At 73.8% G+C, this 23,468-nt stretch carries 13 protein-coding genes; 4 read left to right on the top strand and 9 right to left on the bottom strand.

Annotated features, from left to right (window positions below; genetic code table 11):
* Nucleotides 1-82: 82 nt before the first annotated feature.
* Together HDA32_RS03585 and HDA32_RS03580 are read right to left on the bottom strand one after the other, a co-directional pair.
* Nucleotides 83-883 (bottom strand): ABC transporter permease, encoded by an 801-nt coding sequence (locus HDA32_RS03585; protein ID WP_179641796.1) that lies wholly within the window; start codon nt 881-883, stop codon nt 83-85.
* Nucleotides 880-1,833: an ABC transporter ATP-binding protein gene (locus tag HDA32_RS03580; protein WP_179641795.1), complete on the bottom strand. Its 954-nt coding sequence runs from the start codon at nt 1,831-1,833 to the stop codon at nt 880-882. Before HDA32_RS03580 ends, HDA32_RS03585 begins: the two co-directional genes overlap by 4 nt.
* Before the next feature lie 435 nt (nt 1,834-2,268).
* Between HDA32_RS03580 and HDA32_RS03575 the strand changes: the two genes are divergently transcribed.
* On the top strand, nt 2,269-2,865 hold the full coding sequence (locus HDA32_RS03575) for a DUF1707 SHOCT-like domain-containing protein (protein ID WP_312863030.1): 597 nt from the start codon (nt 2,269-2,271) through the stop codon (nt 2,863-2,865).
* 32 nt (nt 2,866-2,897) lie between these two features.
* Here the strand turns inward: HDA32_RS03575 and HDA32_RS03570 are convergent, their stop codons facing one another.
* Together HDA32_RS03570 and HDA32_RS03565 are read right to left on the bottom strand one after the other, a co-directional pair.
* Complete coding sequence (locus HDA32_RS03570; protein ID WP_312863029.1) at nt 2,898-3,764, bottom strand: ABC transporter permease; 867 nt, start codon at nt 3,762-3,764, stop codon at nt 2,898-2,900.
* Nucleotides 3,761-6,685 (bottom strand): alpha/beta fold hydrolase, encoded by a 2,925-nt coding sequence (locus tag HDA32_RS03565; RefSeq protein WP_312863028.1) that lies wholly within the window; start codon nt 6,683-6,685, stop codon nt 3,761-3,763. Before HDA32_RS03565 ends, HDA32_RS03570 begins: the two co-directional genes overlap by 4 nt.
* A gap of 146 nt (nt 6,686-6,831) precedes the next feature.
* Here HDA32_RS03565 and HDA32_RS03560 point away from each other — a divergent pair, with 146 nt between their 5' ends.
* On the top strand, nt 6,832-8,220 hold the full coding sequence (locus HDA32_RS03560; RefSeq protein WP_179641793.1) for a class II fumarate hydratase: 1,389 nt from the start codon (nt 6,832-6,834) through the stop codon (nt 8,218-8,220).
* Nucleotides 8,221-8,376: 156 nt separating this feature from the next.
* On the opposite strand, the gene HDA32_RS03555 is transcribed toward HDA32_RS03560, so the two are convergent.
* The gene (locus HDA32_RS03555) at nt 8,377-9,051 is read right to left on the bottom strand and encodes an aggregation-promoting factor C-terminal-like domain-containing protein (protein ID WP_179641792.1); all 675 of its coding nucleotides are present in this window, start codon (nt 9,049-9,051) and stop codon (nt 8,377-8,379) included.
* A 501-nt stretch (nt 9,052-9,552) separates the two neighbouring features.
* On the opposite strand from HDA32_RS03555, the gene HDA32_RS03550 reads away from it, so the two are divergent.
* On the top strand, nt 9,553-16,068 hold the full coding sequence (locus tag HDA32_RS03550; RefSeq protein WP_179641791.1) for a hypothetical protein: 6,516 nt from the start codon (nt 9,553-9,555) through the stop codon (nt 16,066-16,068).
* 543 nt (nt 16,069-16,611) lie between these two features.
* Here HDA32_RS03550 and HDA32_RS03545 read toward each other — a convergent pair.
* The 4 genes from HDA32_RS03545 to HDA32_RS03530 form a co-directional block, all read right to left on the bottom strand.
* Complete coding sequence (locus HDA32_RS03545; RefSeq protein WP_179641790.1) at nt 16,612-18,153, bottom strand: alkaline phosphatase D family protein; 1,542 nt, start codon at nt 18,151-18,153, stop codon at nt 16,612-16,614.
* A gap of 255 nt (nt 18,154-18,408) precedes the next feature.
* Nucleotides 18,409-19,770, bottom strand: a complete 1,362-nt coding sequence (locus HDA32_RS03540; RefSeq protein WP_179646445.1) for a PhoH family protein — start codon at nt 19,768-19,770, stop codon at nt 18,409-18,411.
* 365 nt (nt 19,771-20,135) lie between these two features.
* A complete protein-coding gene (locus HDA32_RS03535; protein ID WP_179641789.1) occupies nt 20,136-20,897 on the bottom strand; it encodes an isoprenyl transferase in 762 nt (253 codons plus the stop codon).
* A 237-nt stretch (nt 20,898-21,134) separates the two neighbouring features.
* On the bottom strand, nt 21,135-21,659 hold the full coding sequence (locus tag HDA32_RS03530; protein WP_179641788.1) for an RNA polymerase sigma factor: 525 nt from the start codon (nt 21,657-21,659) through the stop codon (nt 21,135-21,137).
* Between the two features lie 290 nt (nt 21,660-21,949).
* On the opposite strand from HDA32_RS03530, the gene HDA32_RS03525 reads away from it, so the two are divergent.
* A complete protein-coding gene (locus HDA32_RS03525) occupies nt 21,950-23,347 on the top strand; it encodes a serine/threonine-protein kinase (RefSeq protein ID WP_179641787.1) in 1,398 nt (465 codons plus the stop codon).
* Nucleotides 23,348-23,468: the final 121 nt, after the last annotated feature.

The raw sequence follows: 23,468 nt of genomic DNA, 5'->3' as shown, positions 1-23,468 counted from the left end.
TCGGGCCGCGGATATGTGTCGGCGCCCCATGGGCGTTTCGCTGTTCACCGGCGGGGAGGCCTATGGGGCGCCGTCGCGGCCGTCAGTCGATCAGTCGACGGCGCATCTGCAGCACCGCGAGGCTCCACACCACGGCCACGAACACCAGGATGGCCGCGAAGTGGCCGAGGCCGACCAGCGGGCTCATGCCGAAGGCCGCGCCGCGGACCAGTTCGACGCAGTGGTAGAGCGGGTTGACCGCTGCCAGGGTCTGCGCCCAGGACGGCAGGTTGTCCAGCGGGAAGAAGGTGCCGGCGATGAGGAACAGCGGCGTGATCAGACCGGAGATGATGTAGTCCATCGTCTTGATCGAGGGGACCACGGCCGACAGCCAGATGCCCATCAACGCGAACCCGAAGCCGGTGACGAACGCGACGAACGGCACGATCAGCATGCCGGGTGCGGGCGGTAGACCGAAGCCGATCGCCACCAGCAGCGGGGCGCAACTGTAGACGCCGGCCTTCAGCGCGATCCAGGTGGCCTCGGCGGTGACCAGTTCACGCACGTCGACCGGTGCGGCGAGCATCCCGTCGTAGGTGTGCTGGAAGACCCGGCGCACGTAGGTGTCGATCAGACCGGGGAACATCGAGGTGAACAGCACCGACACCCCCACGATGCCGGTGCCGAGGAATTCGATGTAGCTGTAGCCGCGGATCGCCCCGACCAGGGAGCCCAGCCCGAATCCGAACGCGAGCAGGAACAGGACCGGCTCGACGATCGCGGCGAACGTCGTGGGCGCCCAGCTTCGGCGGTACAGCGCCCATTCGCGGGCGAGCACGCCGGCGACCGGGGCGAGTTCGAAGCGGCCGGGCGGGCGGGCGGCCGTGCGGTTGTCCAGTGTCACTCGACTCGTTCTCCCGTCAGCGTCACGAACACGTCCTCCAGGTTGGCGGCCCGGCGGACGCCCCCGCCGAACCCGTCGCGCACCGATTCGGGCAGCTCCTCGGCGCGCAGCACCGACAGCGTGGCGCCGGTGCGCCTGGTGGTGAGCCCGGCCGCGTGGACGCGCTCCTCCATCTCCTCGATTCCGCCGCCGACGACGGGGAACTCCTCCACGGTCACCCCGGCGTACTCGCTGATCAGCGCGGCCGGCCCTCCGCGCGTGACGACCCTGCCCTTGGCCATGAGGGCCACCTCGTCGGAGAGCCGTTCGGCCTCCTCGATGTAGTGGGTGGACATCAGCACGGTCACGCCGTCGTCGCGCAGGCCGGTGACCAGCCCCCACAGCTCCTGGCGGACCTGCGGGTCGAGGCCGACGGTGGGCTCGTCGAGCAGCACCACGCGGGGCCGGTGCACCAGGCCGCGGGCGATGAGCAGGCGGCGGCGCATGCCCCCGGAGAGCTTGTCGGTGCGGGTGTCGCGCCGGTCCTCCAGGTGCGCGATGCGCAGCGCCCGCTCCACCGCTGCGGAGCGCTCCCGGCGCGGCACGCGGTACAGGTGGGTGAAGACCTCCAGGTTCTCCCGGACCGTGAGCTCCTCGTCGAGGTTGTCGTGCTGAGGCACGACCCCCATGATCGCGCGGGCCCGCTTGGACTCGCGCGGGATCCGGTGGCCGAGGATGGAGATCTCCCCTGCGTCGGCCCGGCTCTGCGCGGTGAGCATGCGCATCGTCGTGGATTTCCCGGCGCCGTTGGGGCCCAGCAGGCCGAGGACGATCCCCGCGGGCACGTCCAGATCGAGCCCGTCCACCGCGACCAGGGCGCCGAAGGACTTGCGCACCCCGCGCAGGGCGATGGCCGGCGATGTGGTGCTTGAAGGCACGTCGATGGACTCTTTGAGACGTGACGAGGTCATGCGCTCACGCTAGACGGCGAGGCCGACATTTATCCACGGGTTTTCGCCCGGCCCTGCCTCGGCAGGAGGGTGGGAGTCCTTGGCCCCGGGGGGTCTTGTGCTCCGGCCCCGGAGGGGGTTCGCGCGGGTGCGGTTCTCTCGCGCGGCCGAAGGCCCATTGAGGTGGACGTCGCACCCGTGCGCGAAGCGGACCCGCCGCCTTCACCGCGCACCGAAACCGCGGTTTCGGTCTGGAGCACAAGGGCATCCGGTGTGCTTCGCGCGGAGCCGGGCACCTCGGGAAACGGGCCTGCGGCCACACGACGGGCCGCCCGTTCACCGCGAGCCCTGGTGGCCGAGGTCGCAGGATCTCCTGTGGACAAGAATGGCGGACACGATGCTCCCGGACGGAGCCGTGCAGCGCCCTCGGCCGGCGACCGGATAACGTGGTTGCCCGTGAGCGAGGGTGTACCGTCGGCCCGGCTGCGGGCCTCCGACGCCGACCGGGAGCGCGTCCTGGAGGTGCTGCGCGCCGCGGCCGAGGACGGCCGGCTGGACCTCTCCGAGTTCGATGGGCGCGTCGAGCAGGTACACCGCGCCCGCACACTGGGCGAGCTGCCGCCGATCACCGCCGACCTGCTGCCGCCCGAAGCGCAGCCGATCCGGCTCGGCACGGAGCCCGTCGCCGCGCTCTTCCGCAACGAGTCGCGTTCCGGCCGGTGGGTGGTGCCGGCCGAACAGCTCTCCTTCGCCCTGTTCGCGACCGCCGAACTCGACCTGCGCGACGCCCTCCTCGTCCGCAACCACGTGCGCATGACCGCCTCGACGCTGTTCGGCCGCGTCCGGGTCCGGGTCCCCGAGGGCGTGGACGTGCGGGTGCGCGGCTGGTCCTTCCTGGGCCGGCGCGCCACGACGACCCGGCCCGTGCGCACCGACGGCGCCCCCGTGCTGGAGGTCCAGGGCTTCTCCCTGTTCGGTTCGGTCCGGGTCAGCGCCCCCAAGCGCAGGCGGAACTGGCTGGGCCGCGGCCGCGGGCGGCGCGAGCTGGAGTAGCGGGGAGGCGGGCCGGGAGGGCGCGCCGACCGTCAGGAGAGCACGTCCTTGGTGCGGAAGTGGCGGAACGCCCAGGCGGTCAGGATCACCGCGTAGGAGAAGGAGACCGCTGCGCCCTTGATCATGCCGTCGACCGGGATCTCGGGCCGCAGCACGTCGGTCCAGGCCGACATCCAGTACGCGGGCAGGAACTCCCGGATGGCGCCCAGGGCGTCGACCGCCTCCAGGATGTTGGAGGTGATGATGAGCGCGACGGCCCCGCCGACCGCGCCCAGCGGGGAGTCGGTGGCGACGGTGAGCGCGAACGCCGTGCCGGCCACGAGCAGCAGGCTCGCCATGGCGTAGAGCACGATGACGCCCAGCCGCGACAGCGACTCGGCCGCGGTGAGCTCGGGTCCGCCGGCCGGGAGGCTGAGCGGGTGCGGGCCGTAGACGAGCGCACCCGCGGCCAGCGCCATCAGCGGCAGTGCGGTGACCGCTGCGGCACTCAGCGCCAGGCCGACCAGCAGTTTCTGCCGCAGCAGCCGCGTCCGCGGCACCGGCGCGGCCAGCAGGTAGCGCAGGCTCGACCAGCTCGCCTCGCTCGACACGGTGTCTCCGCAGAACAGCGCGACCACGACCACCAGCAGGAAGCCGCTGGAGACGTACATGCAGAAGACCGCGAAGTTCACCGCGCCCGCGGTGGCGAGGTCGGCCACGCCGGGGCCGCCCGGCCCTTCGCCTCCCCCGCCCGATCCGCCCGCGCCGTCCGCCGCGAACGCCAGCACCAGGATCCACGGCAGGAGCAGCAGGAACCCGAACGCCAGCACGGTGCGGCGGCGGCGCATCTGGCGGACCAGTTCGACCCGGAAGGGCAGGGTGCGCCCCGGTCGGTAGCCCGATCCCATCGGCGTGCTCACGGGCGGTCCCCCTCCTCCGCTCCGGCGATCAGGGACAGGAACGCGTCCTCCAGGCGGCGGCGCGGGACGACGCGGTCGACCCGGACGCCCCGGCCGACGAGCTCGGCGACCAGGTCGCCGACGGCGATGCCGTCGAGGTGCACCAGCAGCCCCTCATCGGTCGCCTCGGCGGCGCTCACCCCGGTGACCGCGCGCACGCGGTCCAGCGCGGCCGCGGGGTCGGGCGTGCCGACCAGGATGGCGGTGTCCTCCCCCACGATCGCGCCGACCGGCCCGGCCGCGACGCGGCGGCCGCGGTCCATGACGACCACGTGCGTGCAGGTCTGCTCCACCTCGGCGAGCAGGTGGCTGGAGATGACGACGGTGCGTCCGGTGGCGGCGTAGCCGACCAGGACGTCGCGCATCTCGCGGATCTGCGGGGGGTCGAGCCCGTTGGTGGGTTCGTCGAGCACCAGGAGGTCGGGCAGGCCGAGCATCGCCTGGGCGATGGCGAGGCGCTGGCGCATGCCCTGCGAATAGGTGCGCACGGGGTGCTCCAGGGCGGTGCCGAGGTCGGCGATGCGCACCGCCTCGTCGATGCGCGCCTCGGCGAGCGGCCGCCCGGTGGCGCGCCAGTACAGCTCCAGGTTGGCCCGGCCGGACAGGTGCGGCAGGCCGCCAGGCCCCTCGACGAGGGCCCCCAGCCTCGACAGCACCGGAGCGCCCGGCACCACGGGGTGGCCGAAGACCCGGATCCCGCCGGCGTCCGGGCGCACCAGGCCGAGGAGCACTCGCAGGGCGGTGGTCTTGCCCGCGCCGTTGGGGCCGAGCAGACCCAGCACCTGCCCCCGCTCGACCCGGAAGGAGAGGTCGTCGACCGCCAGGTGGTCGTTGGCGTAGCGCTTGGTGAGGCCGTCGACGTGCAGCGGGACGTCGGCGAGGTCGGGATCCGGGCGGCCGGGCCGGGCGGCGCGGCGCCCGACCAGCAGCAGCGCCGCGGCGACGGTCACCGCGGTCAGCGGCAGCGCCCACGTCCACTCGGGCAGGCGCACCGGTGCCGCCGACAGCTCCGGCCGCAGCGGCATCGTGAGGGTGCGCTCGCCGGCGAGTGAGATGCCGTAGGTCGCGGTGTCGACCGGCGAGGAGAAGGCCATGTCGCTGGTCGAGACGGTGAACCGCAGGGTGTGCCCCTCGGCGAAGCGGTGGTCGACGGCCGGCAGCCGGATGCGGGCCGTCGTCCCCTCGGGGCTCGCCCGGACCCGGACCGGCGCGACCAGCTGCTGCGGCAGGGTGGCCCTGCCGTCGTGGTCGACGTCGTAGACCTTGGCGAACAGGATGGCCTCGCCCCGGCCGGTGACGTCGACCTCGACCGTCGGCGCGCCCGTCACCTGCAGGTCGGAGGGGAGCGGGGCGGACTCGAACGTGGCGACCTGGCCGGGCATGTCGATGGCGAACCCGCTCCGGCCGGCGAGCTCGGACAGGCCGGTGAGTCCGCTGAGCCCGGGCAGCGAGGAGACCGACGCCGGGGAGCCGCCCGGCGGGACCGTCACCGGCTGCAGGCTCCCGGACAGCTCCACCGCCTCCTGCTCGGTGCCGTCGAGACCGGTGTAGGACTCGGCCTCGGCGTGCTGGACGGCGTCCTGGCGGCCCGCGCCGCTCACGCCGGCGGGCCGGCTGACCGTGAAGCCGGGGCTCTCGGCGGGCGGCCGGTCCTCCTTCAGCCAGGCGTCGAACCACTCCCGGATGCGTTCGCGGACGTAGCCGCCCTCGTGGTCGCCGCCGTCGTGGCCGCCCTCGACCCACACGACGTCGAGCGGGACGTCGTTGCCCCGCAGCGCGCGGGCGTTGGCGTCGGCCTGGTCGAGGGTGAACAGCGAGTCGCGCATGCCGTGCACCAGCAGCGTGGGCGCCTCGACCCGGTCGACGACCGAGGCCGGGCTGTTGCGGTGCAGCAGTTCGACGATGTCCTCGGTGGGGCGCCCGGTCTCGGCGACCTCCTCGTAGAGTCGGCAGATCTCCTCGCGGTAGAAGCCGCACCGGATCGTCTCGCCCAGCGCGTCGGAGGAGCCGGGGTCGGCGAGGTCGGCGGTGTCGAGCCCGAGCCGCCGCGCGAGCTCGGCGAGCTCCTGCTGCGACGGGGTGAGCGGGTCGGCCGACTCCTGGGCGCCCTCGCCTCCGGGGTCCGGCTCCCCGGGGTCCTGCGGGGCCGCATCCGGGGCGCCGTCGGCGTCCTCCTCGTCGGGCGCCTCCGCGCCGGGCTCGGCCAGGCCGCCGAAGTCGCCGAAGCCGCCCCAGGTGAACATGAGGCTGGTCCACATGCGCTTGAACACACCCTGCCGGGCGCCGGCGCCGGTGGACTCGGGGAAGAACGCGTCGCCGAGGTCGTGGTAGGTGGCCTGCGGGGTGATCGCGTCGATGCGGTGGTCGTGTCCGGCCGCCATGAGGGTGACCGCGCCGCCGTAGGAGGAGCCCGTCATGCCGACGCGGGGGTCGCCGTCGCCGTCGAGCCCGACCTCCGGCCGCTCCGCCAGCCAGTCGATGAGGTGTGAGACGTCGGCCACTTCGTGGTCGGGGTCGTTCAGCCCGATCCGGCCCTGGGACGCGCCGAACCCGCGGGCCGACCAGGTCAGTACCGCGTACCCCGCGGCGGCGAGCTGCTCGGCCTGCGCCGCGGAGCTGTCCTTGCTGCCGCCGAAACCGTGCGCGATGAGCACGGCGGGGAACGGGCCGTCGCCCTGGGCGGGCAGGAAGAAGGAGGTGTCGAGCCCGAGCGTGGTGTCGGAGCCCGGCTCCTCGGGGACCGGGAGGACCTCCTCGGAGACCCGATGGGACGGGGCGCCGGGGCCGGCGGCGACCGTCCAGGCCCCGGCTCCGACGGCGAGGGCCAGCACGGCGGCCGCGACGGCCGCCCATCGGCGGTGCTGGGACAACCAGGTCTTCACCCGCCCGAGCGTACGCAACATCCGCCGCGCCGGTCGCCGCCGTCCACAGGGTGTGAATCCGTGTTCCCGCACGCGGGGCCGTGACATGACCTCACCCGCCGGTCTGGCAGTCTTGAGCAGAGGTTTCCCTGGAGGTGTCTTTCTACATGAGTGAATTCCGCATCGAGCACGACTCGATGGGTGAGGTCAAGGTTCCCGCCGACGCCAAGTGGCGGGCGCAGACGCAGCGCGCGGTGGAGAACTTCCCCATCTCGGGCCAGGGCCTGGAGCACGCCCACATCGCGGCGCTGGGCCACATCAAGGCCGCGGCGGCCACGGTCAACGCCGAACTGGGCGTGGTCGAGGCCGACCTCGCCGAGGCGATTCGCGGGGCCGCCCTGGAGGTCGCCGAGGGCAAGTGGAACGACCACTTCCCGATCGACGTGTTCCAGACGGGGTCGGGCACGTCGAGCAACATGAACACCAACGAGGTCGTGGCGACGCTGGCCACCGCGAGCCTCGGCGAGCCGGTGCACCCCAACGACCACGTCAACGCCTCGCAGTCGTCCAACGACGTCTTCCCGTCGTCGATCCACATCGCGGCGACCGCTGCGGTCGTCAACGACCTGATCCCGGCGCTGCGGCGGCTCGAGGGCGAGCTCGACCGCAAGGCGACGGAGTTCGCGACCGTGGTCAAGAGCGGCCGCACGCACCTCATGGACGCCACGCCGGTGACGCTCGGCCAGGAGTTCGCGGGCTACGCCGCGCAGGTGCGCCACGGCGTGGAGCGCCTGGAGGCCACGCTGCCGCGCGTCGCGGAGCTGCCGCTGGGCGGAACCGCCGTGGGCACCGGCATCAACACCCCCGAGGGCTTCGCGCCCCGGGTGATCGCCGAGATCGCGCGCACCACCGGCCTGCCGCTGACCGAGGCCCGCGACCACTTCGAGGCGCAGGGCGCCCGTGACGGGCTGGTCGAGCTCTCCGGCCAACTGCGGACGATCGCGGTGGGCTTCTGCAAGATCGCCAACGACATCCGCTGGATGGGTTCGGGTCCGCGCACCGGCCTCACCGAGATCTACCTGCCCGACCTCCAGCCGGGCTCCTCGATCATGCCGGGCAAGGTCAACCCGGTGCTGTGCGAGGCGATGCTGCAGGTGTCCTCGCAGGTCGTCGGCAACGACGCCGCCGTGGCCTTCGGCGGTTCCACCGGCAACTTCGAGCTGAACGTGCAGCTTCCGCTGATCGCCCGCAACGTGCTGGAGTCGATCCGGCTGCTCGCCAACGTCTCCCGGGTCTTCGCCGACCGCTGCGTGGCCGGAATCGAGGCCAACGAGGAGCGCTGCCGCGAGTACGCGGAGTCCTCGCCCTCCATCGTCACGCCGCTGAACCGCTACATCGGCTACGAGGAGGCCGCGAAGGTCGCCAAGCAGGCGCTGGCCGAACGCAAGACGATCCGCCAGGTCGTCGTCGAACGGGGTTACATCACTGACGGCAAGCTCACCGAGGCCCAGCTCGACGAGGCCCTCGACGTGCTGTCGATGACCAACTCGCGCTAGGTCGGTGATGGGAGTCGGGAGGCTGTGGCCACAGTCTCCCGTTCACCGCAGCAGGGCCTGGAAACAATCCACGCCCTTCCCACCAGCGATCTGGCCGAATGAGGGGCCCCGGGACCGTCCGGTCCCGGGGCCCCTTGCTCGGCTTGGCCGACCGGATCAGTACCAGCCCACGCTCTGCGAGTGCGACCAGGCCTCACACGGGGAACCGTAGCGGTCCTCGATGTAGCCCAGTCCCCACTCGATCTGCGTCGCGGGGTTGCTCTGCCAGTCGGAGCCGGCGCTGGCCATCTTGTTGCCGGGCAGCGCCTGCGGGATGCCGTAGGCACCGGAGCTGGGGTTCTGAGCACTGGGGTCCCAGTTGCTCTCCTTCTCCCACAGCGGCTCGAGGCAGCTGCTGAACTGGTCGGCGCCCCACCCGTAGTCGGCGAGCATGGCCTGGGCGATGCTCTTGGGGTCGCCGGAAGGCGCGGCGGAGCCGCCGCTGTCGCCGCCGGAGTCGGACTCGACCGGCTCCTCGGCGGGCTCCTCCTCCTTCTGCTCCTCCTCGACCGATCCGGCGGCCGACACCGAGGCGGCGCCGCTCGCGGAGTCGCGCTGGTCGACGGCCGCTTGGATCTGCGCCTCGCGCTCCTCGTCGGAAGCCTCTTCGACCTCGGGGAAGAACGGAGCCTCCTGCTCGGCTCGGGGCTCCTGCGGCGTCATGTTCGACGCCGCCTGCTCGGGCTGCACGCCGCTGTCGGCGAACGCGGCGACCCCGAACGTCGTGCCGGCGACCATGACGCCGGCACCGACCGCCGTGGCAGCCCGCAACGAAATTCGATTGACTAGCAAGAAAAGCCCTTTCGTCAGCCGTGCGCCCAGTAATCCGCGCACGATCGACCGCGCCCCTGATCTCAGGTGGTCATGGAGGAGCGATGGGCGTGGCATGACACATGCGTTACTGGCCGCCGACATCGCTGGAGATGTTCGTGCGCGGGCCTCAACGGGGGTCGTTGATCGCTATCGACCGCGCACGACCAGGGGGTTCTTTCTGAACGGGACCCACCCTGCCGCATGATCACGGGTACGTAACACCAAAACCACTTATGGCCTGAATCACATCACATAGGGTCACAACCCCATAAATGCCCTGACCTGGGCATTCATACTTAGAGTTACTTTTACTCAGTCGTGTGGCGCGAATTACCCAGGGCCGTTTGAGTATGTCCGACGATGACCCAGGCCACAGCAATTGACACCGTGAACTGCATGAACGTGTACGGACCAGCTCCCCGGTGCCCGGATTGCGGCGCTTCGCTCGCTCCCGACGCTCCCATGTGCGGAGTGTGCGGTTTGCCACTCACCGGACCGATCGCGGGCCGGCTCGGACGCGTCATCATGCAGATCCGGCAACTGGAGCAGGGGCACCGCACGCTGATCGCCCAGCGGGACTCGCTCCTGGCCGAACTGCGGGCGGTCCGCGACGCGCAGGCGGCCGAGCGGCTGAAGGCCGCGATCGGACCGCCGGCCCCGCCGCCGCAGCCGTCCCCGGCCGCACCGGTTCCGGCTGCTCCCGCCCCTGCTCCCGAGGGCGCCACGGCCGCCGAGGACCTCCCGATCCCCGAGCCGACTCCCGCCGAGGCCGTTCGGGCGGCGGCCGCACCGCTGCCGCCGCACCCGGCCGTCCACCGCGGCGGCGGACACGCCCTCGAACCGGCCGCGCCGAACCACCCGGCCGCGCCGCGATCGGCCCCGACCGCTCCCCGCCGGCCCCGCCTCCGACCGCGCAAGGAGATCTCGGCGCGCTCGGTGCAGAACATCCTGCTGGGGCTCGGAGGGCTGCTCATCGCGATCGCGGCCGTCGTCTTCACCGTGGTGACCTGGAGCGAACTGGGCATCGGCGCCAAGTCCGCGATCCTCGCCGGTGTGACCGCCCTCGTCGGCTACACCGCGAAGCCGCTGCACGGGCGCGGCATGGGAGCGACGGCCGAGACGTTCGGCGCACTGGCCGTGGTCCTGCTGTGCCTGGACGCCGCGGCGCTGTGGGCCGTCGTCGGACCGGGCGTGAACCCGTTCGGCTACGCGGCCGGGGCGGCAGCGGTCATCGCGGGCCTGCTGGCCTGCTCCCCCCTCCTCGTCCCGCTGCGCGGCCCGCGCATCGCCGCGCTGCTGCTGGCGCAGCCGGTTCCGCTGCTCATCGCCCTGGCGCTGCCCGCCGTCGACTCCGGGATCACCGCGGCGCTGGCGGTGACCGCGCTCGGCAACGTCGTCCTGCGCCCCGTCCTGGACTCCGCGTGGACGGGGCCCCTCGCACGCGCCCTGGCCGTCATCACCTGGACGGCCGCGACGGCGGGGGCGCTGCTGCTCCCGGTGCTCGCCATGGTGACGTCCACCGCACCCGTTGCGAACACCCAGTACTGGGCCACGCTGGTCCTGGCCGGAACCGCCGCCGCGCTGGACGCGCGCGCCCGCGGAACCGCCGGGGCCCGGGCCGTGTCCGGCGGCGCAGCCGCGTTCGCCTGGATCGCCGTCCCGCCCGTGCTGGTCGGCGGTCTGGTGGCACCGCAGGTGTGGGCGGCGCTCGCGCTGGCGGTCTCGGCGGCCGCCGTCGCCCCGGCGGTGCCCCGGCTGCCCGCGGCCCATCGCGCGGGCCCGCGCGCGGCGGTCATGGCCGCGCTGGCGCTGTCCGGCCTGTGCGGCGCTCCCGCGCTGCTGTCGATCGCGGACCAGTTGCGCCCGCTGTCCCGCCCCTGGCAGGGCCACCCGGAGGCGGCGGTCCTGCTCGCGCCGTGGCCCATCGGCCTGCTGCTCACGGTCGCGGTGACGGGGCTGGGCTGGACCGTGGTGGCCTTCACCCTGCGACGGACCTGGACGGGCCCGGTCGCCCTCGTCTCGGCCGCGGTGACCGTGGTGCTCGCCGCGGGGCAGCCGGCGCACCCGGCCTCGGTGGCCGTGCTGATCGCCGCGGCGATCGCCCTCATGGCGATCGCGGTCCTGTTCGAGGGGCGGGCCGCGGCCGGGCCGGCGGAACCGGTGGGAGCCAACGGGGGCGCACCCGCCGGCCGCCGAGCCCCGATGCCGCTGCGGCGGACCGTCACGGCTCCGGCACGCTCCTCCGCCGCGGCACCGGCCGCAACGGCGGCCTCCCCCGGTCCGCTCACGACAACGGCGCTGCTGCTGAGCCTCCCGGTCGGCCTGCTGGCCGCCTCCGCCTCCCTGGTCACCCCGGCCGCGACCGTGGCGGCGCTGACTGCGCTGGCCTCGGCCGCGCTGCTGGCCGCGCTGCCCCGGTCGGCACCGGTCGTCAGGGCGGCCTACTCCGCGGCCGCGGCCGGGTCGGCGACCGGACTCGTCGCGGCAGCGGGCCTCGCGCTGGACGCGCCCGGCACCGCGCTCGTACCGGCGCTGATCGGGGTCGCGCTGATCGCGGTCGGGGCCGCCACCGCGCTGGACCGCTCCGGCCGCCGCCCCGACCAGGTGCGGGCGGTCGACGCCGCCGCGGTGCTGCCGACGGTGCTCGCGGTGGCCGCACCGATGGTGACGACCGGCGGATTCGGCCTGACGGCGATCGCGGTCGCCCTCGCCGCGCCGCCCGCCGTGGTCGCCGGAACGCACGTCCGTTCGCTGACGCCGAACGCCCGCTGGGGCGCGCAGGCGGCGGCAGGGGCCGTCCTGGCCGTGGCCGGGCTGCTGGCCTCGCCGCTGCTCGCGCACGCCGTCCTCGACCACGTGCGGCGGGCGGCCACCCCGTGGCGGCCGCCGCTGGAACCGCTGATCCCCGGCCAGCCCGACCCCGCGCTGACGGTCGCCGCCGCGATCGCGCTGCTGACCGTCATCGGGTGGAGCGCCCTTTCGGCCCGCCGGCTGCCGCCTTTCGCCGTGCTCCCCGCCGCGGCCGCGGGCGTCCTCATCACCGCGGCCTGGCTGCCCGCGGCGGCGAACGCGCTGCTCGGCACGGCCGCCGTCGCCCTGCTGGCGGTCGCCGTCACAGCCGGGTCCCGGCCCGCTCGCCGCGAGCCGGGCGGCGTCCTGGCTCTGGCGCTGGCCGGCGCGATGTCGCTCCTGGCGATCTGCGCGAGCCTGAGCGGTCCCACCGCCACGCTGGTGACCGGCGCGGCGCTGATCGCGGCCGCCGCTGCCGCGGGCGCGGCCCGCTCGGGCGTCGCCGTCCAGGCCTCGACGGCGGCGGGCGCGGTCCTGCTGGTCACGGGCGAGGCGGCCGCGCTGCTGCGGCTCGCCGACGCACCGGCCGTCATGTGGGCCATCGGGCTGCTGGCCGTCGCCGCGGCGGCGGTGGGGGCCGCCACCGTACTGGACCGGGCGCGGCTGCGCGCAGCGCAGGTCATCGCGCTCGACGCCGCCGCTGCGGTGCCGCTGTCGGCCTCACTCGCCGCGGCGCTGGTCGCGGGCTCCGGTCTGGCGACGCTGCTCGCCGCCGTCGCCACGCTGGTGGCCATGACCGCCGCGACGCACGTCCGCTCGCTGCCGGGCGCGTTCCGCACCTGTGTGAACGCCGCCGCCTGGCTGACGGCCGCCGGGGCATGCCTCGGCGTCCTGCCGCTGCTGGCGCACGCCACGGTCGGCCACCTGCGCACGCTGCAGCAGCCGTGGCGAGGCCCCCTCCCCACCTGGATCCCGGGGGAACCGGGCCTGGAGTCGACGTTGGCCGCGCTGGTCCTGGCGGTGGCGGTCGCCGTCGGGTTCGCGGGACGGGGCCGGATCCCCGGGCGCGCGGCCGCGCTGCCGACGGCGGTGGTCGCCGCGCTCATCGGTTCGGTGTGGCTGCCCCCGGCCGCGATGACCGCGGCCCTGACCACCGTCGCGGTGGCCGCGCTCGCTGTCGCGGTGGCGACCGGCCGCGGCGGGCTGCGGCGCGACGGGAATGGCGGGGATGGGGATATCGACGAAGCGACCCCGGTCACCGCGCTCGCGACGGCCGGATCGGTGGCGGTGTTCGCCGCATCGGCCGCGCTGACCGGCCCCGCGGCCACCGTCTCCGTGCTCGCGGTGCTCGCGGTCGCCGCGGGCCTCGCCGCCGCTGCCGCCGCCGATCGGGTGGTCGGCCCGGCCGCGGCGGCCGCGGCGGTGCTCTGCCTGACCGGGGTGACCGTCGCCGTCTTCACCGCGGCCTCGGCCCCGCCGATCGCGACGGCTCCGGCCCTGCTCGCCGCGGCCACGGCCGCGGTCGGCGCCGCGACCGGACTCGCCCGCGCGCGACTGCGCCCCGCGCAGGTGGCGGCCCTGGACCTGTCCGCGGTGGCGCCCATGGCGCTGGCGGTCGGGCTCGCCATCAACGGGGGCCGCGATCTGGTCGTCCTCGCCGTCGCGGTCACCGCCCTGCTCGTCCTCGTCGCCGCCACCCACCCGCGGACCGTCCCCGGCCCGGCGGCCTCCGGAGGGATCTGGGTCCCCGGGGCCCAGGATCCGGCGGGCGCGGGCGGACCGCTGCCGCGGCTGGTCGGACCGGCGGGGCACCGGAGACCCTGGACGGTCGCACAGGCCGTGGCCGAGGGGGCGCGGGTGCAGCGGGCCGCCCGGCTGCGCCGGGCGCTCACCGCGCTGGCCGCCGTGCTCGGGGCCGCCGCGTTGGCGGTCGTGGCGGACCGCATCGGTGCGGCCCTGCTCGGACCGCTGAGCGTCGTCCCCCGGGCATGGGACCCCGCTGCGGCGCCGCAGCCGTCCCCACCGGCCCTGGGCGGCGCGGCCGATCTGCCGCTGCTGCTGCCCGCGTGCGGCGTGGCGCTGACCGCCCTCGCCCTGTGCGCCGGGATGCGGTGGGGCAGGGGCGCCGCCGCGACCGCGGGGACCGTCGCGGGTGCGGCACTGGCCCCGCCGGCCGTCACCCATCTGCCCGTCTCCTACGACCTCGGACTCGGGATCGTCGTCGTGGCCGCCGGCATCCTGTTCGTCCGCGCGCTCCACACCGGCGGCCGCAACGCGCACGTCCTCGCCTGGAGCGGCACGGCCGTCGCGCTGATGGGCGTCGGCTGGTCGCTGAGCACACCGCTGCGCACGGTCATCGTGCTGGGAGCGCTCAGCGCGGTCATCGGCGCCACGGCCGTGACCGTGCCACCGGGGCTGCGGCGCAGCGCGCCGGGCGTCTCACGCGGGCTGGCCTTCCTGGCCGGGCTGGGCGCGGGGAGCACGGTGCTGACCGGTTACGCCGCCCTACCGCACGCGGGGGTGGCCGTCGATCCACGCTGGCACCCGTTCACCGGGCTGGCGGTGGCCGCCCTCCTAGGGGTCGCGGCGCTGGGACCCGGCGGCGCCGCGACCCGGTGGAGTCCGCTGGAGGACCGCCCTGAGCAGCGCGGCGGGCTGGTCGGCGCGGCCCTCGTCCTGGTGCTCGCCAGCTCACTGGTCGGCATCTCGACACCCGACTCGCTCGGGCTGGTCGCGGCCGCGGCGGCGCTGCTCCTGCTCGCCATGGCCGCGGTGCTGCCCGGCGTCCTGGGATGGGCGCTCACCGGCGCCGGAGCGCTGGCGCTGCTGGGCGCCGCGGCGTCGGTCGCCGGCCGGCTCGGCGCGGTCCTGTTCGCGCCCTACACCTGGGCGGGAGCGGCCTGGACCGGAACGGGCCCGCTGGAGCTGCTCGCTCCCGCGGCCGAGGCGCTGTCGCCGTACGGCGGCGTCGAGCCCGACCCGCTGCTGCTGCCGGTGGTCGGCGCCGTAGCCCTCGCGGTCCTGCTCACGGTGCGCGCGCGGGCGGCGCGGTGGCTGCCGCACGCCGCGATTCTGCTGGCCACGCCGGTGCTGGCGCCCTATGCGGTCGCCATGCGGTTGACCTACGGCGTCGCGCTGGGGTGGCTGCTGCTGGTGGCGACCGGCCTGGTCGGGGTCGCCGCGCTCAGCCGCCGCCCCGGCGTCGCCGTCTGGGCCGGAGCGGCCGCGCTGTGGCCGGCGTCGCTCGCGGTGGCGTGGGGACTCGCCGAACGTCCGGCGACCCTGGTCACGCTCGGACTGCTCGCGGTGATCGCCGCGACCTCCCTGGGGGTCACCGGGCAGGGCGCCGGGCCGCGCACCGGTTCGGGCGCCGCGGCCGGTTTCGCCGCGGGCGCCGCGGCGGTCGCGGTCCTGTCGACCGGCGCGTTCGCGCTGTCGCTGCCGCTGGCGCTCGGGCAACCGCCGGAGGTGGCGGCGCTCGCGCCCATCGCGGTGGTCGCCGGTGTCGCGGCGACGCTGGGGCTGTCCCGGCTGGACCGGCACGTCCTACTCGCGGCGGAGTCGTCGGCCGGCCTGCTGGCCGTGGTCGCGGTCGCCATGACGCTGGCCGGATCCGTGCGGCTGGAGCTGACCAGCGCCGCTCTCGCCTCGCTGGGCGTGATCGCGCTGGCCGGCGCGCCGCGGCCGGGACGGAAGTGGCTCGGTGCGACGGGCGCGGTGCTGCTGCTGGCGGCGCTGTGGGTGTTCCTCGGCTGGATGCGGGTGAGCGACCCCGAGCCGTACACGGCGGTCCCGGCGCTCGCGGCGCTGGTCGCCGGCTGGGAGTGGCGGCGCCGCCGACCGGGGACCGGCACGTGGCTCGCCTACGGGGCCGGGCTGGCCCTGCTGTTCCTGCCCGGCCTGGCGATGACCTACCTCGCCGACGGCGGCCTGTGGCGGGTGGCGCTGCTGGGCGGGACCGCGCTGGTCGCGGTCCTCCTGGGAGCGTGGCGGCGGTTGCAGGCCCCGCTGCTGTTCGGCGGCGCGGTGCTGCTGTTGTCAGCGGGCCGGACGTCGGGTTCACCGCTGTGGGACTTCGTGGTCTCGCTGCCGAACTGGGTCCCGGTCGGCGTCATCGGCGCCCTGCTGATCGCGGTCGGCGCCCGGTACGAGCAGCGCCTGCGCGATCTGCGCCGCATCGGCCGCGCACTGCGGGAGATGGAGTGAGGCGGGAGCCACGGTGGCCCGGGACCTCACCCCAGGGAAGCTGATAAGACCCGCCCCAGGAGGAAGTTGCGCGTGGGTGAGCCCCCTCCACCTCCCTCGACCCCAGGGGGTCTTCAAGCCCGGCCCCAGGAGGGAGGGCGCGCGGGTGGGCGATTCTCTCGCGTGGCCGAAGGCCCGAAGACGGAAATCGCCCTCCCGCACGCGAAGCGCACGCCGACGCCGTGGACGCGGGACGGCACCACGGTTTCGGCCCGGCGCCCGAGCAGGCGGCATGCGCTCAGTCTTTGGGTTGGGGTTCAAATCCCTGTGGCCGGTGTTTCAAACTCTCGATGGCCGAGGCGAGCGGGCACGGCGGCCCGTTTCTTCACCGCGCGCCGAAACCCCGGTTGCGGCCTGGCACGCACAGTGGCGGCGTGGGCGGCGCGGCGCCGGTGCGATCCCTGTGGGGGCCTTCGGCCACACGAGAGGACCGCCCAACCACCGCGGATCCCTCCTTCGGCTGAGGCTTCAACCCCCAGTGGCCGAGGACAGTCGACAGAACGCCTATCCCTCTCCACCCGGACGGAGGGTCTTCGACCACAGCGAGCGGCCGTCGATGTCGCGCAGGTTCACGGTGAACTCCTTGCTCCTGCGGTCGATCTCCACTTCGCCGAAGTGCTGGAAGCCGTCCATCGGCGAGGTGTTGGCCGCTGGCGGCGCGTTGACGAAGACCGCCTCCGGGCCGAACGTCGGGTCGAGTTCGCCGGGGCCGAACGCTCCGGCGTGCAGCGGACCCGACACGAACTCCCAGAACGGGGAGAAGTCCAGGCTGCTCGCGCGCTCCGGCGAGTAGTGGTGCGCGGCCGTGTAGTGCACGTCGGCGGTCAGCCACACGACATCGGCGACGCCCCGCCGGTGCAGGCGGTGCAGTACCCGCTGGATCTCGGCCTCCCGGCCCAGGGCCCGGCCCGGACGGCCGTTGGCGACCGCCTCGATGGCGCTGCCGTCGGGCACGATCAGGCCGATCGGCATGTCGGAGGCGATGACCTTCCAGGTGGCCTTCGACGCCGAGACCTGCTCGACCAGCCAGTTCGCCTGCGCGTCGCCGAGGATCCGCTCATAGGGCGCCGTTCCGGTGGAGTTGGCGTCGCGGTAGGTGCGCATGTCGATGACGAAGACGTCCAGGTCGGGGCCGTAGGAGATCTTCCGGTAGATCTTGCCGTCGACGGCCTCCCTGGGCACGATCGGCTGCCACTCGTGGAACGCCCGGTGGGCGCGCCGGGCCAGCACGTCGACGTCGCGCTCGGTGTAGGGCCCTTCGGGCAGGATCTCCCCGGGGAACCAGTTGTTGGTGACCTCGTGGTCGTCCCACTGCACGATCTGCGGCACCCGGGCCGAGAACGCCCGCAGCGCCTCGTCGCCGAGGTTGTAGGCGTACTGCCCGCGGAACTCCGCCAGCGTCTCGGCGACCTTGGATTTCTCCTCCGTCACCACGTTGCGCCACACCCGGCCGTCGGGCAGCGTGACGCTCTCCTGCAGCGGGCCGTCGGCGTAGCAGGAGTCCCCGCTGTGCAGGAAGAAGTCGGGGTCGCGCTCGGCCATGGCGCGGAAGATCGGCATGCCGCCGATGTCGGGGTTGATCCCCCACCCCTGCCCGGCGACGTCACCGGACCACACGAACCGGACGGTGCCGTCGTCGTCGGCGCCGGGGGTGCGGAAGCTCCCCTCGACGACCTCGCTGGTGTTGCGCCCCGTCTCGGCGTGCACGCGCAGGTGGACCTCCCCGCCCGCCGGCAGGCCGGTCAGCCGGACCCTGCCCGTGCCGTCGGAGGCGGGGGTGAGCTGCGGTCCCCTGATCGTCCGGGACGTCGCGAAGTCGGGGCGCGCGGACACCTCGACGATCATCCGGGCGGCGCGGTCGGCCCGGGTCCACACGACGGCGCCGTCGGTGCGCGGGTCACCGAGCTGGATGCCGTGGGTGAGGACGGGCCGGTTGCGGCCCTGCGCCAGCACCGGTGCGCCACGGGTGCCCGCCAGGGCCGCGGCGCCGAGGCCGATCGCCCCGGATCTCAGCAGGGTTCGGCGGGAGAGTGCGTGATCGGACATGCGGGGCTCCTCGTGGCGGGGGCGGCTGCTCGCGTAGCAGTCCTATCGGGAAGTGGCGTACCGTGTCCGAATTCCGGCCGAATGCGGCGTGAACACGCCCACGGGAGCCGACCCCGGTGGCAACCGTCCGGCGCGCATGGGAGCGCCGCCGCCGTCCCGCCGGCGCCGGCGGGACGGCGGCGGCGCTCCCGGGTCGTCAGCGGTGCACGAGGCGCTGCGGCGGCGGCCGCGACCCCTCGTGCACCGGTCTGCGGACTACCCCTCCAGCATCTCGGTGACCAGCGCGGCGATCGGCGAACGCTCGGAGCGGGTCAGCGTGATGTGCGAGAACAGCGGGTGCCCCTTGAGCTTCTCGACCACGGCGACCACACCGTCGTAGCGCCCCACGCGCAGGTTGTCGCGCTGGGCGACGTCGTGGGTGAGCACCACCCTGGAGTTCTCACCGAGCCGGGACAGCACGGTCAGCAGCACCCCGCGCTCCAGCGACTGGGCCTCGTCGACGATCACGAACGAGTCGTGCAGCGAACGGCCTCGGATGTGGGTCAGCGGCAGCACCTCGAGCATGCCGCGCTCCACGACCTCGTCGATGACGTCCTGGGTGGTCAGCGCCGAGAGGGTGTCGTGGACGGCCTGCGACCAGGGCGACATCTTCTCGTACTCGCTGCCGGGCAGGTAGCCGAGGTCCTGCCCGCCCACCGCGTACAGCGGGCGGAACACCACGACCTTGCGGTGCTGCTGGCGCTCCAGCACGGCCTCCAGCCCGGCGCACAGCGCGAGCGCGGACTTGCCGGTGCCGGCCCGGCCGCCCATGGAGACGATGCCGACGTCGGGATCGGTGAGCAGGTCCAGCGCGATCCGCTGCTCGGCGCTGCGGCCGTGCAGGCCGAACACCTCCCGGTCGCCGCGCACCACCTTCACCGACTTGTCGGGGAGCACACGGCCCAGCGCCTTGCCCCGCTCCGACACCAGTACCAGGCCGGTGTGGCAGGGCAGGTCCCGCGCGGCCTCGATGTCGGCCGTGCCGCCGCCCTCGAACAGCGCCTGGACCTCGTGTGCGGGGACCTCCAGCTCGGCCATGCCGGTCCACCCGTGCTCGATCGCGAGCTCGGCGCGGTACTCGTCCGCGGCCAGGCCGATCGAGGAGGCCTTGATCCGCAGGGGCAGGTCCTTGCTGACCAGGACGACGTTGCCGTCGATCTCCTCTGCGTCCTCGGTGTCCTCGGTCCCGTCCGCGGCCGGAGCCTCGGCGAGTGCGCCGTCCTCCTGCGGATCCGCGCCCGCACGGCCCTCCGCGGCGAGGTTGCGGGCCACCGTCAGGATCCGGGTGTCGTTGTCGCCGAGCCGGAAACCGGCCGGCAGGACGCTCGGATCGCTGTGGTTGAGCTCCACCCGGAACGTGCCGCCGTACTCGTTGACCGGGACCGGGACGTCGAGGCTGCCGTGGGCGACCCGCAGGTCGTCGAGCTTGCGCAGTGCCTCCCGGGCGAAGTAACCGAGCTCGGGGTGGTGCCGCTTGCTCTCGAGTTCGGTGATCACCACGATCGGCAGGACGACCTCGTGCTCGGCGAAACGCGTGATCGACATGGGGTCGGCCAGCAGGACGCTGGTGTCGAGCACGTACGTGCGCCGTTCGACCGACTCCGGGAAGGGGACGGTGTCACGGAGGTCGCGGCGGTGGATCGAGGAACTAGCCACTCGTTCTCCCCTTGGGCGCATCGAGGCGCCCTAGACTCACGGGATTCCAAGGACCGGGACCAGCCCCGTGAGGGCCGGGACCGGCCCTCGTCACGAAGAGTTCTGCGAGATCCAGAACCGTCAATGAGTCGGGGCCTCCCGAATGGACGGATGCGCACCATCCACTGGTAAAGACGGTACCCGGCTCGTCTGAAAGAGCAAGACCCCCCGATCGCCCGGTGTGTGAACGCCGGGTTACGCGCGCGACTGCAGGGTTGGGGACGGGACGGGAACGGGGACGGCCCGGCTCACAAGCCGTAGCGCCGGTTCCGCGCGCCGAAGGACCGGAGCGCGCGCAGGAACTCCACCTTGCGGAAGGCAGGCCAGAAGACCTCGCAGAAGTAGACCTCCGAATGCGCGCTCTGCCAGAGCAGGAAGCCGGAGAGGCGCTGCTCTCCCGACGTCCGGATGAGGAGGTCGGGATCGGGCTGGCCGCGGGTGTAGAGATGCTCCGCGATGTGCTCCATGTCGAGGCGCTCGGCGAGCTCCTCGATGCTGGTGCCCTTGGCCGCCTCCGTCTGGAGGAGCGACCGCACCGCATCAGCGATCTCACGCCTTCCTCCATACCCAACGGCCACGTTCACAATCAGGCCGGGATGGTCGGATGTGGCCGAACCCGCCTCTTTCATGACGCGGGCGGTCGCGTCGGGCAGCAGGTCCAGCGCGCCCATGGGGTTGACGCGCCACCCCTCGCGCTGCAGGCGGCGCACGGTGTCCTCGATGATGCGCAGCAGGGGGTCGAGCTGCTCGCGGGGGCGCGACAGGTTGTCGGTGGACAGCAGCCACAGCGTGACCACCTGGACCCCGACCTCGTTGCACCAGCCCAGCAGCTCGAAGATCTTCTCCGCGCCGGCCTGGTGCCCCTTCTCGACGCTGGCGAGCCCGCTGGTCTTGGCCCATCTGCGGTTGCCGTCGAGGATGACTCCGACGTGGCGGGGGGTCTCGAACGTGCCGAGCCGGCGTTCGAGCCTTCGCTCGTACAGCCAATAGAGGGGGTCACGCAGCCCCATGAGACGTTACCTTTCTCGCTGCTGCCTTGGAGGGAGCCTGTGGATGAGGGGGTCCCGGAGCATCCGGCCGCAGGACCGGCCGCGCCGATCGCCGCGCGGTGGTCGGCGCCGACCACCGCACCGCTCAGTGGGCCGGTCTCGCATCGCGCCGGTCCCGTGGGCCGCGACCCGCGATCAGAGGAGCGGGTGCGCCCGAGGTCCGAGGACCTTTACTCCACAATAGGCCGCCTCCATCGCCTATGTCACAGCAAGAGACTTGCGCACGCGTTTGCGACCCTCGTGGATGCGGGACTTGACCGTGCCCAGCGCGAGGTCGAGCTCCTCGGCGATCTCCCCGTAGTCCATCTGGCAGAGGTCGCGCAGGACCAGCGGCGCCACCAGGTTGGGGCGGTCGCGCTCCAGCTGGTCGAGCGCCTCCAGGAGGTCGATGCGTGACCCGGCGATGACGCTGGTCGTGCGGGGGTCGCGCTGGTGCGGGATGCGCTCCGCCTCGGTGGGCAGCTCAGCCGAGCGCCGCTTCATCGACCGGTAGGTCTGGCGCGCCGAATTCGACACCACCGTGTACAGCCAGGTGCTGAACAGCGAGTCGCCCTTGAAGCGGGCGATCCCCCTGGCGACCCTCAGCAGGGCGTCCTGGCAGGCTTCTTCGGCGTCCTGCCGGTAGGGCAGGAAGCGCGCGCAGCGGCGCAGCACCTCGGGCTGGATGCGCCGCAGCAGGTCGTCGAGCGCGTCCTGGTCGCCGTCGCGCGCTCGGACGGCCAACTCTTCGAGAGGTTCGGGGGGTTCGAGGGAATTGCCGGCCGCGGAGCCGTACCGGCGAAATCCAGAGGTCGAGTCCATTTTCCGCATGACTGGTATCTCCCTACTGACGCCGGGTCGTCCACGTATTACACGCCTACCCCCCACCGGGAGGTTCACGTACCGTTTGGATGCGCGCGGCCGACGCACGGATCCGTCCGGACCGAAACCGGTCCCGCGGCGCCGGGTGGGGCGGGTGGGGCGCCCGGCCGGCCCCGACGTTTGGCGTCCGGCGCACCGGTAAAGCAGTAGCTGTGGCAGAGCCGGAGAGCTTCGGGCGGTACCGGGTCCTGCGACGGCTGGGCTCCGGGGCGTTCGCCACCGTGTGGCTGGGCCACGACGACCGGCTCGACATCCCGGTCGCGATCAAGGTGCTGGCCGAGAACTGGGCGCACCAGTTGGACGTCCACCACCGCTTCGTCGAGGAGGCCCGCATCCTGCGGCACGCCGACTCCGAGTGGCTGGTCCGGGTGCACGACATCGGCACGCTGCCCGACGAGCGGCCCTACTTCGTGATGACCTACGCCGATCGGGGCAGCATCGCCGACCGCGTCGCGCGGGGGCCGCTGCCCCTGGACGAGGCGCTGCGGCTGCTGACCGAGATCGGGCAGGGCGTCACCGTGCTGCACCGGCACGGCACGATCCACCGCGACATCAAGCCGTCCAACATGCTGCTGCAGTCCAGCCCGGTCGGCGAGCGGGTGCTCGTGGCCGACCTCGGGTTCGCCAAGAGCATCGACGAGGCCTCCGGCTTCACCGCCGCCGCGGGCACCCCCGGGTACATGTCGCCGGAGCAGAGCGTGCCGGGCGGCGACATCGACGTGCGCGCCGACGTCTACTCGCTCGGCGCGGTCGCCTACGAGCTGCTCACCGGCAGGCGCCCGCCGCCGCCACCGGTGCGGATGCCGCCGAGCAGGGTGCGGGCCGGTCTGCCCTCGGCGCTGGACGAGCTGGTCATGACGTCCCTGGCCGAAAACCGCGAGGACCGGCCGTCCGACGCCACGACGTTCACCCAGCGGGTCCGGGCGATCCGGATGACGCCGGACCTGCGGGTGCGGTCCCCGTGGTGGGTGCGGCACCGCTCGGTGTGGGGCAGGATCGGCGCCGCGCTCCTGGTGGTGCTCGCGGTGCTGACCGGCGCGTCGGCCGCGACCGGGACGCCGGGGGTCACCCTGGTCGGCGTCAACGACTCCACCGGGACGATCCACCTCGCCGTGCCCCTGGCCTGGACCAGGCAGATGCAGATCAGCGGGTGGGCGCCGCACGAACTCGGGCTCGTCGGCGGGCACGAGCCCGGCATGCTGATCGCCACGGACGTCACCGCGTGGCGCGATCCGGCCGCGCCGGTGTCCGGGGTCTTCGCCGGACTGCTGCGCACCCCGGCGGACGTGGAGGCGCCCTCTTTCGAGGACTTCCCGCACTTCTCCGGTGCTGCGGCGTGCTCAGGGCCGCCGGTGCGGCGGCACTTCGACGACGGGCCCTGGACGGGCGAGGTGCTGCACTGGCGCGGCTGCCCGGCCCCGGCCTCCTTCACCGCGGCCAGGCTGCACGACGACGGGCGCGGGCTCGTCCTCTACCTGGAGATCCGCCAGACCGACGACCGCCCGCACGTGGTCGAGCAGATCCTGTCCGGCGTACGGGTGACCGCCTGAACCCGACTGCGAGAGGAAGGAGACCTCGACCCAGGGGGCTTTGGAACCCGACCACAGGAGAGGGCTCGCGCGGGTGCGGTTCTCTCGCGCGGCCGAAGGCCCTTTGAGGTGAACGTCGCAC

Origin of the sequence: Spinactinospora alkalitolerans (assembly GCF_013408795.1) — a bacterium.
In the GTDB taxonomy this organism is placed as follows: domain Bacteria; phylum Actinomycetota; class Actinomycetes; order Streptosporangiales; family Streptosporangiaceae; genus Spinactinospora; species Spinactinospora alkalitolerans.
Note: the sequence above shows the minus strand (reverse complement) of the source record. Positions and strands in the feature narration are given on the sequence as shown.

What these genes read in the sequence shown, in the direction of transcription:
- HDA32_RS03580 (WP_179641795.1), bottom strand. Translation starts at nt 1,833, where the DNA reads ATGACCTCGTCACGTCTCAAAGAGTCCATCGACGTGCCTTCAAGCACC.
- HDA32_RS03560 (WP_179641793.1), top strand. Translation starts at nt 6,832, where the DNA reads ATGAGTGAATTCCGCATCGAGCACGACTCGATGGGTGAGGTCAAGGTT.
- HDA32_RS03545 (WP_179641790.1), bottom strand. Translation starts at nt 18,153, where the DNA reads ATGTCCGATCACGCACTCTCCCGCCGAACCCTGCTGAGATCCGGGGCG.
- HDA32_RS03535 (WP_179641789.1), bottom strand. Translation starts at nt 20,897, where the DNA reads ATGGGGCTGCGTGACCCCCTCTATTGGCTGTACGAGCGAAGGCTCGAA.